At 72.4% G+C, this 15,691-nt stretch carries 13 protein-coding genes and 1 tRNA gene; 10 read left to right on the top strand and 4 right to left on the bottom strand.

The window, feature by feature from the left end; translation table 11 throughout:
* A partial coding sequence (locus tag GA0070216_RS33270) for a transposase (protein WP_141723296.1) occupies window positions 1–313 on the top strand: 313 nt, incomplete at its 5' end.
* Between the two features lie 80 nt (window positions 314–393).
* Window positions 394–1,245 (top strand): alpha/beta fold hydrolase, encoded by an 852-nt coding sequence (locus GA0070216_RS33275; protein ID WP_091254821.1) that lies wholly within the window; start codon window positions 394–396, stop codon window positions 1,243–1,245.
* Between the two features lie 72 nt (window positions 1,246–1,317).
* Here GA0070216_RS33275 and metG read toward each other — a convergent pair whose 3' ends face one another.
* The gene (metG, locus tag GA0070216_RS33280; RefSeq protein ID WP_091254824.1) at window positions 1,318–3,120 is read right to left on the bottom strand and encodes a methionine--tRNA ligase; all 1,803 of its coding nucleotides are present in this window, start codon (window positions 3,118–3,120) and stop codon (window positions 1,318–1,320) included.
* Between the two features lie 143 nt (window positions 3,121–3,263).
* Here metG and GA0070216_RS33285 point away from each other — a divergent pair, with 143 nt between their 5' ends.
* On the top strand, window positions 3,264–4,133 hold the full coding sequence (locus GA0070216_RS33285; protein WP_425413217.1) for a hypothetical protein: 870 nt from the start codon (window positions 3,264–3,266) through the stop codon (window positions 4,131–4,133).
* A 66-nt stretch (window positions 4,134–4,199) separates the two neighbouring features.
* Here the strand turns inward: GA0070216_RS33285 and rsmI are convergent, their stop codons facing one another.
* Window positions 4,200–5,039, bottom strand: coding sequence for a 16S rRNA (cytidine(1402)-2'-O)-methyltransferase (rsmI, locus tag GA0070216_RS33290; RefSeq protein WP_425413218.1), 840 nt, complete (start codon window positions 5,037–5,039; stop codon window positions 4,200–4,202).
* Window positions 5,040–5,131: 92 nt separating this feature from the next.
* Between rsmI and GA0070216_RS33295 the strand changes: the two genes are divergently transcribed.
* The 7 genes from GA0070216_RS33295 to GA0070216_RS33325 all read left to right on the top strand — a co-directional run bounded on the left by GA0070216_RS33295 (window position 5,132) and on the right by GA0070216_RS33325 (window position 13,359).
* Window positions 5,132–6,955, top strand: a complete 1,824-nt coding sequence (locus GA0070216_RS33295; protein WP_091254846.1) for a phospholipid carrier-dependent glycosyltransferase — start codon at window positions 5,132–5,134, stop codon at window positions 6,953–6,955.
* A gap of 849 nt (window positions 6,956–7,804) precedes the next feature.
* Window positions 7,805–9,085 (top strand): VWA domain-containing protein, encoded by a 1,281-nt coding sequence (locus GA0070216_RS33300; RefSeq protein WP_091254848.1) that lies wholly within the window; start codon window positions 7,805–7,807, stop codon window positions 9,083–9,085.
* Between the two features lie 2 nt (window positions 9,086–9,087).
* The gene (locus tag GA0070216_RS33305) at window positions 9,088–9,867 is read left to right on the top strand and encodes a peptidase (RefSeq protein WP_091254869.1); all 780 of its coding nucleotides are present in this window, start codon (window positions 9,088–9,090) and stop codon (window positions 9,865–9,867) included.
* 147 nt (window positions 9,868–10,014) lie between these two features.
* Window positions 10,015–10,671 carry a 4'-phosphopantetheinyl transferase family protein gene (locus GA0070216_RS33310; RefSeq protein WP_091254852.1) on the top strand — a complete coding sequence of 219 codons (657 nt, stop codon included), beginning with the start codon at window positions 10,015–10,017 and terminating at the stop codon, window positions 10,669–10,671.
* Window positions 10,672–10,734: 63 nt separating this feature from the next.
* A complete protein-coding gene (locus GA0070216_RS33315; RefSeq protein WP_091254855.1) occupies window positions 10,735–11,787 on the top strand; it encodes a DUF4352 domain-containing protein in 1,053 nt (350 codons plus the stop codon).
* A gap of 174 nt (window positions 11,788–11,961) precedes the next feature.
* On the top strand, window positions 11,962–12,870 hold the full coding sequence (locus GA0070216_RS33320) for a S1 family peptidase (protein WP_091254859.1): 909 nt from the start codon (window positions 11,962–11,964) through the stop codon (window positions 12,868–12,870).
* Between the two features lie 48 nt (window positions 12,871–12,918).
* Window positions 12,919–13,359 (top strand): GH12 family glycosyl hydrolase domain-containing protein, encoded by a 441-nt coding sequence (locus GA0070216_RS33325; protein WP_176739273.1) that lies wholly within the window; start codon window positions 12,919–12,921, stop codon window positions 13,357–13,359.
* Window positions 13,360–13,536: 177 nt separating this feature from the next.
* On the opposite strand, the gene GA0070216_RS33330 is transcribed toward GA0070216_RS33325, so the two are convergent.
* Both GA0070216_RS33330 and GA0070216_RS33335 read right to left on the bottom strand, forming a co-directional pair.
* On the bottom strand, window positions 13,537–14,781 hold the full coding sequence (locus GA0070216_RS33330) for an ice-binding family protein (protein ID WP_091254866.1): 1,245 nt from the start codon (window positions 14,779–14,781) through the stop codon (window positions 13,537–13,539).
* 497 nt (window positions 14,782–15,278) lie between these two features.
* A tRNA-Ala gene (locus tag GA0070216_RS33335) sits at window positions 15,279–15,355 on the bottom strand.
* Between the last annotated feature and the right edge of the window lie 336 nt (window positions 15,356–15,691).

Raw genomic sequence — 15,691 nt, forward strand, 5'->3', positions numbered from 1 at the left:
AACCTGGGTCGATGCCGGCTTCAAGAACCGTGTCGTCGAACACGGCGCCCACCTCGGCGTCGACGTCGAGATCGTCACCAAAGACCCACAGATCAAGGGCTTCAGCGTCGTCAAACGCCGATGGGTCGTCGAACGCACCATCGGCTGGCTCATGCACCACCGCCGACTCGTCCGCGACTACGAAACCCGACCCCACAACTCCGCCAGCATGATCACCCTCGCCATGATCGACAACCTCGCCAAACGCCTCACCACCGAAACCACCCCAACCTGGCGAGAACCCCCACAACCACAACACACACAAAATACGTGAATCAGACGTCCTCTGAGGGCATACCGGGGGGCGGTCCGGGAAAGCGCGGGGGGTCCGACACCGACGGATCAGGAGAAGACATGCCCTTCATCACCGTGGGTACGGAGAACTCCGCCCCCATCGACCTGTACTACGAGGATCACGGCCAGGGTCAGCCGATCGTGCTGATCCACGGCTTCCCGTTCAACGGCGCGACCTGGGAGAAGATGTCGGGTCCGCTGCTCGCGGCCGGGTACCGGGTGATCACCTATGACCGGCGGGGCTACGGCAGCTCGGCCCAGCCGACCATGGGTTACGACTACGACACCTTCGCCGCCGACCTCGACGTGCTGATGACCGAGCTGGACCTGCGCAACGCGATCCTGGTGGGCCACTCGATGGGCACCGGCGAGGTGACCCGCTACCTCGGCGCGTACGGGTCGGGCCGGGTGGACCGGGCGGTGCTGATGGCGCCGCTGGCGCCGTACCTGTTGCAGACGAAGGACAACCCGGAGGGTGTCGAGAAGAGCCTCTTCGACGGGTTCCAGCAGGCGATCATCGCGGACCGGTTCGCCTACCTGACGCAGTTCTGCGACGCGTTCTTCAACTACAGCGAGAACAAGGGCAGGTGGGTCAGCGAGGAGGCGTTCCGGGCGCACTGGCAGATCGGCGCGCAGGCGTCGGCCAAGGGCACCCACGACTCGGTGGACGCCTGGCAGACCGACTTCCGGGGCGACGTGCCGAACATCGACGTCCCGGTGCTGATCATCCAGGGCGACAAGGACAACGTGCTGCCGTACCCGAAGACGGGTCAGCGGTTGGCGCCGATGCTGCCCAACGGCAAGCTGGTCACCCTGAAGGGTGCGCCGCACGGCATTCCGTGGACGCACCCGACCGAGGTGAACAAGGCGCTCATGGAGTTCATCGGCGCACCGTCGATGGCCCGCGCCTGACGCCGCGCCGAACCGGCCCCGGGGGGTTCCCCCGGGGCCGGTTCGGCGTCCGACCGGGCGGCGACGGGTCGGTCAGCTCTCCAGCCGGGCCAACTCCTCGTCGACGATCGACGGGTCGAGCTTGCGGAAGACCGGCTTCGGCGCGGTGAGCGGCCGGCCGGCCGGCAGGGCCACGGACTCCCAGCGCGCACCGACCGTGTAGTCCCCGGTGAGCACCGGGTAGCCGGGCCCGCCGTCGAGGTCGTCGACCTCCTCGATGACCGGCATCGGGGCGTGCACGCCGGTGCCGCCGAGCAGTTCGTGGATCTGCTGCGCGGAGTGCGGCAGGAACGGGGTGAGCAGCGTGTTGGCGTCGCTGATCACCTGGAGGGCGACGTGCAGGATGGTGCCCATCCGGGGCTTGTCGGCCTCGGCCTTGAGCTTCCAGGGGGCCTGCTCGGACAGGTAGCGGTTGGCCTCGGCGACGACCTTCATCGCCTCGCCGATGGCCTGCTTCTGCCGGTGCCGGCCGATCAGGTCGCCGACCGTGGCGAAGCCGGCGCGGGCCACCGCGAGCAGCGCCTCGTCGGCCTCGGTGAGCCCGGCCGGGTCGACCGGCGGGACCGCGCCGAAGTTCTTGGCCGCCATCGACACCGAACGGTTGACCAGGTTGCCCCAGCCGGCGACCAGTTCGTCGTTGTTACGGCGGAGGAACTCGGACCAGGTGAAGTCGGTGTCGTTGCTCTCCGGCCCGGCGACGGCGATGAAGTAGCGCAGCGCGTCGGCGTCGTAGCGGGCCAGGAAGTCGCGGACGTAGATGACCACCTTGCGGGACGAGGAGAACTTGCGCCCCTCCATGGTCAGGTACTCGCTGGAGACGACCTCGGTGGGGAGGTTGAGCCGGCCCAGCTCGCCGGGCTGGCCGTCGTGCGCCCCGGCCCCGGAGTAGCCGCCGAGCAGGGCCGGCCAGATCACCGAGTGGAAGACGATGTTGTCCTTGCCCATGAAGTAGTAGCTCGGGGAGTCCTTGCCCTCCCCGTCGGCCGACCACCACCTGCGCCACGCGTCCGGGTCGCCGGTGCGCCGGGCCCACTCGATGGACGCGGACAGGTAGCCGATGACCGCGTCGAACCAGACGTAGATCCGCTTGTCGCTCCGGTCCTGCCAGCCTTCCAGCGGGATCGGCACCCCCCATTCCAGGTCCCGGGTGATGGCCCGGGGCTGCAGGTCGTCGAGCAGGTTGCGGGAGAAGCGCAGCACGTTGGGCCGCCAGCCGTCGCGGGTGTCGAGCCACTGGCGCAGCGCGTCGGCGAGGGCGGGCAGGTCGAGGAAGAAGTGCTCGGTCTCCACGAACTCCGGCGTCTCGCCGTTGATCTTGGACTTCGGGTTGATCAGGTCGATCGGGTCGAGCTGGTTGCCGCAGTTGTCGCACTGGTCGCCGCGGGCGCTGTCGTAGCCGCAGATCGGGCAGGTGCCCTCGATGTAACGGTCGGGCAGGGTCCGCCCGGTGGACGGGGAGATCGCCCCAGTGGTGACCTTCGGGACGATGTAGCCGTTGCGGTGCAGCCCGGCGAACAGCTCCTGCACCACCGCGTAGTGGTTGCGGGTCGTGGTCCGGGTGAACAGGTCGTACGACAGCCCGAGCGCTTGGAGGTCCTCGGCGATCACCCGGTTGTAGCGGTCGGCCAGCTCGCGGGGGGTGACCCCCTCGGCGTCGGCCTGCACCTGGATCGGGGTGCCGTGCTCGTCGGTGCCGGAGACCATGAGCACGTCGTGGCCGGCCATCCGCATGTACCGGGCGAAGACGTCGGAGGGAACGCCGAAGCCGGACACGTGGCCGATGTGGCGCGGACCGTTGGCGTAGGGCCAGGCGACCGCGGCGAGAACGTGACTCATGACCAGCAAGCCTAGTGACCCGGGTCGGGGGCCCGCGAACCAATAGGGTGCACCGCGCCGCACCGACGGGAATTGCCGTCCACCGGAATTACCCACCGACACGCGGAGTCAGCTCACGGACACCGAGCGACACCCGGTGTCCAATGGCTGACGTGACGGGCAGACGATCGGGGCACGACGAGTCGACGGCCGGCACCCGGCGACCGCGTCCGGGCCCCGGGGACGGCCCGCCACCGCGCGGGTCGACCGTCGCGCCGCAGCCACGGCCCGTGCCCGGCCCGGACGACGCGACCGTCGAGGTCGAGCCGACCACCGGAGCGCCGGTCGACGCGGTGCCGCGCCGGGTCCCGGTCCGCCAGCCGCGCACCCACCGATCCGGCCGCTCCACCGACGGCGGTACGGACGACGACTCGTTCTTCTGGGCGCCGATCGAACAGGTGCACTGGGACGGCACCCCACTGCGCAAGGAACCGAAGCCGCGGCTGCGGTCACCGCGTCGACCCCGGCCCAGGCTCACCCATCCGCCGGACCCGGTGCGCGGGCTCGCCGCGCTGCTGGCGCTGAGCCTGGTGGCGGCATTCTTCGCCTGGGTGAGCGCGGGACCTCTCTGGCTGGCCGTCGGGCACTCCACGGCGGGCACGGTGGTGATCACCCACTGTTCGGGCGGTGGCCTCACCCAGCGCTGCCGGGGCATCTTCGCCGCCGAGGACGACCGGTTCCTGACCCACGGGGTACGGGTCAGCGGGGTGCCGGCCGCCCGTACCGACGCCGGCACCGCGCTGCCGGCGCGGGTGACCGGACCGGGCGCGGACACCGCCTACGCGGACACCGGGCTCGGTGAGCACCTGCGCTGGCTGCTCGGCCTGCTGGCGGTGGCCGGTTGCGGGGCGGGGATCGTCCGGTGGACCGGGGCGACCCTGCTGACCGACCCCCGACAGCGCCGCTGGGCGACCGGCGGCGGGTACGCCGGACCCGTGCTGATCACCCTCGGCTTCCTGGTCGCCGCCTGGTGAGGCCGGGCCGACCGAGCGCATCGCGGTCCACCGGCACGGCCCGCGCGGACCGGCCCGTACCACGGCTCAGCGGTGCACGACGGTGTAGACGTCCCGGCGGCGCAGCCCGTACCCGGTGGCCACGTCGCTGATCGCGTCCCGGCGGGACATGCCGGCGGCCTCCCGGTCGGCCACCTGGGCGCGCAGCGCGTCGTCGTCGGGGCGCTCGGCGGGTGCCTCCGGCGCTCCCCCGACGACCAGCGTGATCTCGCCGCGCGGTTCACCCTGGGCCGCCCAGTCGGCCAGTTCGCCGAGCGGCCGGCGGACGACCTCCTCGTAGGTCTTGGTCAGCTCCCGGCAGAGCGCGGCGGGCCGGTCGACGCCGAACGCGGCGGCCAGGTCGGTCAGTGCGGCGGCGATCCGGTGCGGGGCCTCGAAGAGGACCAGGGTGCGCGGTTCGGCGGCGAGGGTCCTGAGCCGGGCCCGCCGGCCGCTGGGCGAGCGGGGCAGGAAGCCCTCGAAGCAGAACCGGTCGCTGGGCAGCCCGGACAGGGCCAGGGCGGTGGTGACGGCGCTCGGGCCGGGCGCGGCGGTGACCGGCACCCCGGCGTCGAGCGCGGCGGTGACCAGCCGGTAGCCGGGGTCGGAGACGCTCGGCATGCCGCCGTCGGTGACCAGCGCGACCAGGTAGCCCTCGCGGAGCACGTCGACCAGTTCGGGGGTACGACGTTCCTCGTTGCCCTCGAAGTAGGAGACGATCCGGCCGCCGACGGTGACGTCGAGGTCGCGGGCGAGCCGGGTGAGCCGGCGGGTGTCCTCGGCGGCGACCACGTCGGCGGTGGCGAGGAACTCGCGGAGCCGAGTGGACGCGTCGCCCGGGTTGCCCAGCGGCGCACCGAGCAGAACCAGGCGTCCAATCTCGGACATTTCACCCACGAAACGCGCTCCTTCATCGAAGGTCGTAACAATCTCCGGGACGGCGGACGCCACCGGGCACCTCCGCAGCTTACGATCGCCGGGTGACGAGTGCGTCGACAGCACAGGGTGCGAGCGCGGACCGGTCCGACCAGGAGGCACCGCCTCCCGAGGGCGGAGGAGGCGGCGTGCCGGCGATCGTCCGCCGCCGACTCGCCACCGTCGAGGCCCGGCTGGACGTGAACTCGTGGATCGCCACCGCCGTGGTGGTGACGATCGCCGCCGTCCTCCGCCTGGTCGGGCTGAGCAGCCCCAAGGGCAAGATCTTCGACGAGATCTACTACGCCCGGGACGGCTACGGCCTGATCGACAAGGGCGTCGAGTGGAACTACAAGGACAACGGCCCGTCGTACGTGGTGCACCCGCCGCTGGGCAAGTGGCTGATCGGGCTCGGTGAGTGGGCCTTCGGCTACCAGGACGCGGAGACCAACATCTCCGTGCCGGGCCACCTGATGACCACCGCCCCGGAGTTCGGGTGGCGGATCAGTTCGGCGGTGGCCGGCATCCTCACGGTGCTGATGCTGACCCGTATCGCCCGCCGGATGTTCCGCTCCACCACGCTCGGCTGCGCCGCCGGCCTGCTGCTCGCGCTGGACGGCTTCCACCTGGTGCTCTCCCGCACCGCGCTGCTCGACATCTTCCTGCCGCTGTTCATCCTGGCCGCCTTCGGCGCACTGGTGCTGGACCGGGATGCCCGGCGACGGCGCTGGGCGCGCGCGCTGGACGAGGGCCTCGACCCGACCCTCCCCGGCCGGGCCGGCCGCCCCGCCGGTGGTTGGCGGAACTGGCCCTGGTGGCGGCTGCTCGCCGGGGTGCTGCTCGGTGGCGCGTGCGCGGTGAAGTGGAGCGGCATCTACTTCGTGCCGGCCTTCGGGTTGCTCGTCCTGTTCTGGGAGGTCAACCTCCGCCGCTCGGTCGGGGCCCGTCGGCCGTGGCGCGACGCCCTCCTGGACGAGTTGCCCTGGCTGGTGCTCGCCGGGTTGCTGGCGGTCGGGACGTACGTGCTGAGCTGGTCGGGTTGGTTGCTCTCCGACCAGGGCTACTACCGGCTGGCGTCCCGGTACCCGAACCTGCCCGGGCTGAGCGACACGCCGATCATCGGCGCGCTGAACAACCTCTTCCAATACCACAAGGCCGCGTTCGAGTTCCATACCGGCCTGGAGACCGCGCACAAATACCAGTCGTGGCCGTGGCAGTGGTTGCTGCTGGGCCGACCGGTGGCGTTCCACTGGTCCGGTGACGGCGCGTGCGGCGCCCCGACCTGCGCCTCGGAGATCCTGCTGCTGGGCACGCCACTGCTCTGGTGGTCGTTCCTGCCGGCCCTGGCCGCCACGCTCTGGCTCGGCGTGGCGCGGCGCGACTGGCGGGCCGGGGCGTTCCTGGTGGCCGTCGCGGCCGGCCTGCTGCCCTGGTTCTGGTACGCCCTCGACGGCCGGACGATGTTCTCCTTCTACGCCGCCCCGGCGCTGCCCTTCCTGGTGCTGGCGGTGGTCTACGTGCTCGGCGCGATCGCCACTCCGCACGGCATCCCGGATCGCACCACCCCGCCCGGCCGCCCCCCGGACGGTCAGACCCGGGACGGGACGGCACCGGAGGACACCGCACGGGACGGCACCGCACCGGACGGCACCGCACCGGACGGCACGGCAGCGGACGGCAGCCCGAAGGCCACGGTCCTCGTCGCGGAGGCCGATGCCGCGACGGCTGAGCAGCTCGCCGACCGACGACTGATCGGCGGGGTCATCGTCGGTGCTTACGTGCTGCTGGTGGCGCTCTGCTTCGCCTACTTCTACCCCATCTTCGTGGGCACCCTCCTGCCGTACGACGACTGGTCCGCCCGGATGTGGCTGGACGGCCGCTGGATCTGATCCGCCCCTGTCCCACCGCCCCGAGTTGCCCCGACCCGCCCGACCCGACCCGCCCGACCCGACCCGTCTTGTCCCGGCCGGTCCGGGCTGGTCCGGGCTGGCCCGCCTGTTCCGATCGGGCCGCCGAGAGCCCCGTGTCGCACCGGGTCCGCACCGGGGCCGCACCGGGCCCGCGTCCGGGGCCGGGGCGCCTTCCGGGGCACCGGCGGCGAATCCCGCCGCACCGCACGCCCTGACCACCACGACGACCACCTCATCGCCGTGGGCGACGGTGTGGGGAGGTTCCACGATCGCCAGTCGGGGTCCCCACAGTGGATGGCCGGGGCAGGGGACAGGACGCGGGCCGCACAGGGGACAGGACACGGGCCGGAACAGCGCCACCACGGGGGTCGAGGGCAGCGAACCCGGGCCAACCTGCGGGAGGCGCAGCGGTTGGCAGGGACGCAGCGCGGACAGCCGGCCGAGCGACGGTGGGGTGGATCGGACCGGCCGGGGCGGGTTTCCCGCAACGCCCGCCGTCCGGGTGGGACCGGCAGCACGGAAGGTGTCTCACGAGTGTGCCGTAACGAAAGGGCGCGCCCCGATCGCCTGCCACGGGGGAAGCGGGCGATTGGGGCGCGCAAGGAGAGCTTAACCACGTTATGCCACCGGCACAACGGGTCGACTTGGGTCAGATTTCCGACCGATGCATCGCGCGGCAAATGGTTTACATCTAGCATCTAACGGACTCGATCACTCGCCCCGCATGCCCGCCTCCACCGCCCAGGCGCGGAATCCCGTCGCCGAGACTCCCGACGAAGCCGGCGAACCCCGGTGAAGCTCCATAGTGGATCTCACTACACTCGCCCGGTGATCAACACGAGACGACGATCGACGGCCGTCCTGATCGGAGTGTTGGCGGCGACCACGCTGACCGGCCCCGCACCGGCCCTCGCCGACAACGAGGAGCCCGCGGAGCCGCCCAAGGTCGAGCTGGTGCTCGACGTGAGCGGCTCGATGCGGGCCAACGACATCGACGGACGCAGCCGGATCTCGGTCGCCCAGCAGGCGTTCAACGAGGTCGTCGACGCGCTGCCCGCGGAGACCCAGCTCGGCATCCGGGTGCTCGGCGCGACCTACCGGGGCAAGGACAAGAAGCAGGGCTGCCTGGACACCCAGCAGATCGTGCCGGTCGGCCCGGTGGACCGTACCGCCGCCAAGGCCGCGGTGGCGACGCTGCGTCCGACCGGCTTCACCCCGGTCGGGCTGGCCCTGCGCTCCGCCGCCCGCGACCTCGGCACCGGCACGACCGCCCGCCGGATCGTGCTGATCACCGACGGCGAGGACACCTGCGCCCCGCCCGACCCGTGCGAGGTGGCCCGGGAGCTGGCCGCCCAGGGCACCAAGCTGGTGGTCGACACGCTCGGCCTGGCCCCGGACGAGAAGGTCCGCAAGCAGCTGCTCTGCATCGCCACCGCGACCGGCGGCACCTACACGGCGGCGCAGAGCGCCGACGAGCTGACCGGCCGGATCAAGCAGCTCGTCGAGCGGGCGAAGGAGACCTACACCGCCGCACCGACGGTGGTGACCGGCCGGGCCGGGTGCGCCGACGCGCCGTTGCTCGCCCCCGGCGTCTACGCCGACCGGGAGGCGTTCTCCGAGCACCGCTGGTACCGGGTGCCCGTCCGGCCGGGACAGGAGCTGCGCGCGTCGGTCAGCGTGGCGTTGGACCGGCCGGTGAACCCCGACCACGCGGTGCTGCTGCGGGCGACCGCCGCCGACGGCCGGGAACTGGTCCGGGGCGTCGACGCCGGCAGTGGTCGTACCGACGTGGTGTCGGCGGGCTTGCGCTGGTCGGAGACGGCGGACGGGGTGTCGCCGAGCCCGTCGGCCACCGACGCGCCGGTGCCGGCCACCACGGTCTGCCTGGTGGTCAGCAACGCCTTCGCGCCGCGTCCGGGGACCCGGGCCGAGCCGGGCATGCCGGTCGAGCTGACCATCGACGTGGTCGCCTCGTCGCCCGCCCCGGCCGCGCCGGACCTGGGGCGCGGCTGGGTGCTGCTGCTCCTGCTCACCCTGGCCGGCCTGCTCACCGGCCTGGTCGTCGGACTGCTCACCCGCTGGTGGGTGGCGACGTGGAGGACGAACTGACCATGCGTACCCCGATCATCCGGACCGGTGCGGCGCTGGCCGCCGCCGGACTGACCCTGCTCGGCGCCCCGACCCCGGCCACGGCCGCGCCCACCCCCTCCCCCGGCGCCACCCCGGTCACCCGGGCCGGGACGTCCTTCCTGACCGCCACCGCCATCGCGGCCGGCCAACCGGTCCGGGTCGACGCCTCCACCGGCGACTTCCTGTACTGGTCGTTCCCGGCCTCGGCGGGGCAACGGCACGAGATCACCGCGACGGTGTCCCTGCCCAAGGCCCGCACCGGCGCGTCCACCTGGACGGTGGAGGTGTTCGACGGGCTGCGCCGCCGGCAGGCGTGCACGGCCGGGGCGCAGACCCCGACGGTGGCCGCCTCGGCGGGCAGCGTGGCGCTCGGCTGCACGCTGCGCCAGGTGCGTTCCTGGGCGGAGCCCTGGTCGGCCGACCCGCTGCCCGGCACCTACTACGTCCGGCTGTCGGTGACCGACCTGCCCGAACCCGACCTGGGCCAGCCGGTCGACGTGGAGCTGCTGCTCTCCGCCGAAGGCGAGGGCTCGCGCGACGACGGCGAGTTGAAGGCGCCGCTGGTGCCGAACACCAAGGCCGGCGCGGTGCTGACCGGCGAGCCGGCGGCGGCCCCCGCCGAGTCCGACGACGGCTGGTTCGACGGCGACTGGCTGCCCACGCTCGGCTCCCGCTGGGCGTGGAGCGCGGTCGGCGGCGCGCTCGCCGCCGTGGCCGGGGTGGTCGGATTCGCGCTGACCCGCCGCCCCCGCCGCCCCTGACCGGGCGGTGGCCGGGCCCAGGCCGGGGCCCGGCCACCGCGACGGGACCCTCCGGTGTCGCCCGGTTGCGGTACGTTCACCAGCCATGGCCGATGGTGCGCCCACCGGGCGGACCCGGCGGTGGTCGTACCGGAAAGGGGTGGGTTGATGCGTGACCTGCTGCCGGCGGCGGTCTCGGTGGCGGTGGCCGAGGGAGCCGACTGGGTGGGTGAGTTGCTCCCGGCGGAGCGGGCCGGGCTGGGCGAACGGGCCGTGGAGAGCCGGCGGCGGGACTTCACCGCCGGACGGGTCTGCGCCCGACGCGCGATGACCGCCCTCGGCCTGCCGGCCACGCCGGTCCCGGCCGCGCCGAACCGCGCGCCGGTCTGGCCGACCGGGCTGATCGGCACCATCACCCACACCCGGGGCTACTGCGCCGCCGCGGTCGCCCGCCGCACCGACCTGCGTGCGGTCGGCATGGACGCCGAGCGGCACCGGGAACTCGAACCGGGGGTACGCCGGATGATCCTGCGCCCCGAGGAGGCCGACCGGCTGGACCGGCTGCCGGCCGGGGTGAGCTGGCCGGTGGTGGTGTTCAGCGCCAAGGAGACCGTCTACAAGGTCTGGCACCCGGTGGTGGGCTCCTGGCTGGACTTCCTGGACGCCACCGTCGAGCTGGACCCGGACACGGGCGTGTTCACCGCCCGGATCGACCCGGCGCGGGTCGCGGCGGCCACCGTGGCCGACCCGCCCTCGGTGGTCACCGGCCGGTTCGTGATCGAGGACGACCTGGTCCGCACGGCGGCTGTGCTGCCACTACGCTGATCCCCTTGCCGCCACCTACCAGCTTCCCAGAATGACGACCGTCGACCGCGTGCGAGGAGTACGGTGAGCCAGCCCCAACCCCCTTACGGGCCGCAGGACCCCAGCCAGCCGCCCCCCGGGGCGTCGCAGCCGTTCCCGCCGCCCGGTCCGCAGTACCCGGTCGATCCGACCGCCCCGCCGCCCCCGGTCCCCGAACCGCCGCAGCCGACCTACCCCGCCGACCCGTACGCGCCGCAGTCGCCGTACGCGCCGCAGCCGGCGTACCCACCACAGCCGACGTCGGGCCAGCCGTACCCGGCGTACGAGCCGGGGGTGGCGCCGCCGCCGGTGTCCGGCGCGGGCTACCAACCGGTGTCGGGCGCGGGCTACCCGCCGGTCTCCGGTGCCGGCTACCCACCCATGTCCGGCGCGGGTTACCCGCCGCCGCCCGGCGGTGGTTACCCGCCGCCGCCCGGTGCCCCGGGTGCGCCCGGCTATCCGCTGGGACCGCCGCCGGGCGGCTCGTCGGGCAAGAAGGTCTGGATCGTCATCGGCATCGTGGTCGCCGTGCTGGTGCTGCTCTGCTGCGGTGGCATCGTGGCCGCCGCGGTCGTCGGGGGCACCAAGGCCAACGAGGCGGCCGATGACTGGGAACGCTCGCTGCCCACCCCGGGCGCCACCGCCGCGCCGACGCTGCCGGGTGAGAAGCCGTCGGCGGCACCGTCGTCCACCGACGAGACGTTCAACCTCAAGGCCGGCGAGACGCTGGTGATCAACGACGACGACGGCACCATCGAGATCACCGTCCGGAGCTTCAGCACCTCGTCCAAGGGCTGCCGCTCGTTCGCCCCGCCGCCCAACAAGGGCATGTACCTGATCGCCGACGTCACCGCCACGGTGACCAAGGGCACCTCGTCGATCAACCCGTTCTACTTCCAGTGGGTGGCCGACGACGGCACCACGGTCAACGGGCTGGCCGGCGCGCTCTCCGGCTGCGGTGGCGACATGCTCGACTCGGGCAGCAACATCCGGGCCGGCAGCAAGCGCTCCGGCGCGGTGGTGTTCGACGTGGCCGACAAGTCGGGCGCGGTCGAATACCAGCACAGGTTCGAGGCGGCCGGTTCCTGGAAGCCCTGACCTCCCGAACTTCGTGCCGGGCCGGCTCCCCTGACGGGGGCCGGCCCGGTCCCGTTCTGCTCATCACGGCCCTCTTCCGTTGGTGGGCCGGAATCGCTGCCGTGCCTTGAATCGGGTCCGGCACCGGCGGATGCTGAATGCATCGAGCTACGCCAATCGATTTGGAGGTGGGGGATGCGCCGTCTCTCGCTCGTCGCCCTGACCCTGGCCGTCGTCCTGCTGCCGGCGACCCCGGCCGCCGCACACGCCAGCGCCACCGGCCCGGCCACCACCCGGGCCACGGCCACCGGCCCGGCCGCCGCGCACGCCGGAGCCGCCGGTCCCGCCGCCGTGACGGCACTGCGGGACGTGCGGACCGTCGGCACCGCCTGGGGCCCCGACCCGGTCACCGGCCGGCTGACGCTCACCATCGACGACACCGTCCCACCGGAGCAGGTACGCGCGCTGCGGGACACCGCCGCGCGGGCCGGCGCGGACCTGCGCCGGGAACCCGGCCGACTGCGCATCCTCATCGCCGGCGGGCAGGCCGTATACGGCGGGGGCGCCCGCTGCTCGCTCGGCACGAACGTGCGCAGCGGCAGCACCTACTACTTCCTCACCGCCGGGCACTGCACCTCCGTCGCCTCGCTCTGGTACGCCGACAGCGGTCAGACGACCGTACTGGGCAGCCGCACCGGCAGCAGCTTCCCCACCAACGACTACGGTCTGGTGCGCTACACCGGGACGATCAGCCACCCGAGCGCCATCTACACCCATCCGGGCCTGCTCCCCGTCAGCGGCGTCGGCACCCCGTACATCGGTCAGGCGGTCTGCCGCAGCGGCTCCACCACCGGCGTCCGGTGCGGCACGGTGACCGGGCTCAACCAGACGGTCAACTACGCCGAGGGCAGCGTGTCCGGGCTGATCCGGACCAACATCTGCGCCGAGCCCGGTGACAGCGGCGGGCCGCTCTACGTCGCCGGGAGCGGGTTGATCCTCGGCATCCTCTCCGGCGGCAGCGGCAACTGCACCAGCGGGGGCACCACCTACTACCAGCCGATCGCCGAGGCCCTCGCCGCCTACGGCGTCACCCTCTTCCCCTGAGCGGCACCTCGGCCGAACGCCGCCCCGGTGCGCCGGTGCGCCGGTGCAGTGTCGGCCAACCGTAACGTCAACACCAGTTGGCAGTTAACCGTCACCCAGAACGGCACGGTCAACCAGATCGTCGCGTACGACGTGTGGTTCCACCCGATGGCCAACCCCGGCTCGACTGACCAGCCCACGAACGAGCTGATGATCTGGCCGTACCGCTCCAAGGCGTCCCCGGCCGGCAGCCGGCAGGGCACCGTCACCATCGCGGGCACCAGTGGGGAGGTGTGGCGCGGCACCGTGGGCACCTGGAGCGTCTACTCGTACGTGCGGACGACCAACACCACCAATGCCAACCTCAACATCCGCGACTTCACCAACGACGTGGTCCGGCGCGGCTGGATGGACAACTCCAAGTACCTGACCAGCGTCCAGGCCGGGCCGGAGATCTTCACCGGCAACGGGCAGGTCGTCACCAGCTCCTACTCGGTCAACATCAACTGACCGGGCGCGACGTCGCGCAGGCCCGGTACGTCGTGCGGGCGAATGCGCAGGGGCGGGGTCCCCGAAACCGGGGACCCCGCCCCTGCGCAGATTCTCATGGTCGAAGCCGGACGGTCCACCGGCCGCCATGACCGGCAAGGTCGGGCCCGGCCGGCAGGTCACCGGCCGGGCCACCACTCAGGATTCCTGGCTTCGACGCCGGGCGAGGAAGAACACGAGCCCGCCCAGGGCGATCAGGACACTCCCCACGCCTGTCAGGGCAGGAACCACGCCACTACCGGTGACCGGCAGGATCTTCCCCCCCGGACTACCAGGCGCACCCGGACTACCAGGCGCACCCGGGCTACCCGGAGCACCCGGACTACCAGGCGCACCCGGACTGCCCGGAGCACCCGGACTACCCGGAGCACCCGGACTGCCCGGAGCACCGGGGCTACCAGGCGCACCCGGACTACCCGGAGCACCCGGACTACCCGGAGCACCCGGGCTACCCGGACTACCCGGAGCACCCGGGCTACCCGGACTACCCGGAGCACCCGGGCTACCCGGACTGCCCGGAGCACCCGGGCTACCCGGACTGCCCGGAGCGCCGGGACTGCCCGGTGCCCCCGGGCTGCCGGGTGCCCCCGGGCTGCCGGGTGAGCCAGACGGTCCGGGCGGACCGCTGGGTCCGGGCGGACCGGAAGGACCAGCGCACACCGGCGCGCTGATGACGTTGGTGTCGAGGGTGACGGCGGCGGTTCGCGCCAGCGCACGGCCCTGGAGGGTCGCCCCCGTGGCCATCGTGATCGCCGCCTGCGCCATGATCGTGCCCACGAAGGTGGTGCCTGTGCCGATCGTCGCCGAGCTGCCGATCTGCCAGAACACGTTGCAGGCCGACGCTCCGTTGACCAGGACGACACTGCTGTTGGACGCCGTCGTCAGCGACGAGTCGACCTGGAAGATGAACACGGCCGCCGGGTCGCCCTGGCCGTTGAGCGTCAGTGTCCCGGTCAGCTGCGCGGCCCCGATCCGGTAGACGCCCGCGTTGAGCGTGTTGCCGCCGAGTTCCGCAGGAAGGTTGGTGAAGGGCGTCCGACCAGCGGCATCGTTGTAGGCGATGGTCAGGTCGCTCTGGGCCTGCAACGCGACGGCGTCACCGAGGTGGATCTCGCCGCCGATGGTCGCGGTTCCGAAACCCGACGCGGTGTTCCCCGGGAACCTCCCAAGGCTCTGAGCGAGGAAGCTCGGGCCGGTATTGGTCGGTTCGGCCCCGGCCAGGACGGAGAAGTTACCGGCCGTTCCCAGGTTCACCGGAGCATCCGCAGCGCTTGCCGGCGTGGAGTTGACGAGCACCAATCCGGCGACCAGCGCAACGGCTGCGCAGGCCCCGAGAGGCGGCAGGACCGCCCACCGAAGTCGATGAATGGGTATTTTCTTCACAGAAACATCCTCCGTGGCTACTACTCGCAGGAGGCGTCTCGCGTCCTGCCCGAAATAGCCCAATTTGGGCTAAGTGCGCAAATCACCACATCACACTGCAAGCCGCTATACTGCCCAAACGTGTGAACAACGGGATATCTCCGGCGAAAGAAAATTGGCTCTCACCTCCGCGACCCACCGGACCGTGCTCAGTCCACACGGGTCGGGCCGGGCGGTCCGAGCGGGACGTCGCCCGACAAGCACCGCCGCCATGCCCGCAGGTCGGCCACCACGGCAATCCTCCGTGCCGGCACGACCCGGCCCGGTGGCACGGTCGAGCAGGTGAACGAAGAGCCGGGAAACCGACGCGCCACCGACGGGCACCCGTGCCAACCAAGGAGTAGGCACAGCCGGGGCCGGCCGGGGCAGCGAGCCAGGCTCGGGTCTCATCGACGCCCACCACAAACGATCAGGGGCGACTCCCGACTGACCGAGAACCGCCCCTGCTGGAATACTCCTGGTGGAGCTGTGGGGATTCGAACCCCAGACCCCCTCGATGCGAACGAGGTGCGCTACCAGACTGCGCCACAGCCCCTCCGCCGGACGAAACCGGCTTCGGTCCCACCCGGCTTTCACCGGGCGGGCCGGCAGCAAGACTAACAGCCGACCTACCCCCCGGGCGAATCACCCCTCCCGCCACGCGAACCGGATGGTCCGCCACACCGGTGAGCCGGAGTTGCGGTATCCGAGCGCCCCGATAGTGCCACTTCGGCCCAAGTGAGTCGATCAAGAAACACGACCAGCCCGAGCAGGGCGGGCGGCGGGCAGGGCGGGCCGGACCCGGACCCGGGGCCGGGGGCGGGGGCCCGCGGGGATCGGGGGCGGGGGCGGGGGCCCGCGGGGATCGGGGGCGGGGGCGGGGCCCGCGGGG

The sequence above is a fragment of the Micromonospora matsumotoense genome, assembly GCF_900091525.1.
In the GTDB taxonomy this organism is placed as follows: Bacteria; Actinomycetota; Actinomycetes; order Mycobacteriales; family Micromonosporaceae; genus Micromonospora; species Micromonospora matsumotoensis.

Bases quoted from the DNA above. Each gene is read 5' to 3' on its own strand.
- GA0070216_RS33275 (WP_091254821.1), top strand. From the start codon at position 394: ATGCCCTTCATCACCGTGGGTACGGAGAACTCCGCCCCCATCGACCTG.
- metG (WP_091254824.1), bottom strand. From the start codon at position 3,120: ATGAGTCACGTTCTCGCCGCGGTCGCCTGGCCCTACGCCAACGGTCCG.
- GA0070216_RS33285 (WP_425413217.1), top strand. From the start codon at position 3,264: ATGGCTGACGTGACGGGCAGACGATCGGGGCACGACGAGTCGACGGCC.
- rsmI (WP_425413218.1), bottom strand. From the start codon at position 5,039: ATGTCCGAGATTGGACGCCTGGTTCTGCTCGGTGCGCCGCTGGGCAAC.
- GA0070216_RS33305 (WP_091254869.1), top strand. From the start codon at position 9,088: ATGCGTACCCCGATCATCCGGACCGGTGCGGCGCTGGCCGCCGCCGGA.
- GA0070216_RS33310 (WP_091254852.1), top strand. From the start codon at position 10,015: ATGCGTGACCTGCTGCCGGCGGCGGTCTCGGTGGCGGTGGCCGAGGGA.
- GA0070216_RS33320 (WP_091254859.1), top strand. From the start codon at position 11,962: ATGCGCCGTCTCTCGCTCGTCGCCCTGACCCTGGCCGTCGTCCTGCTG.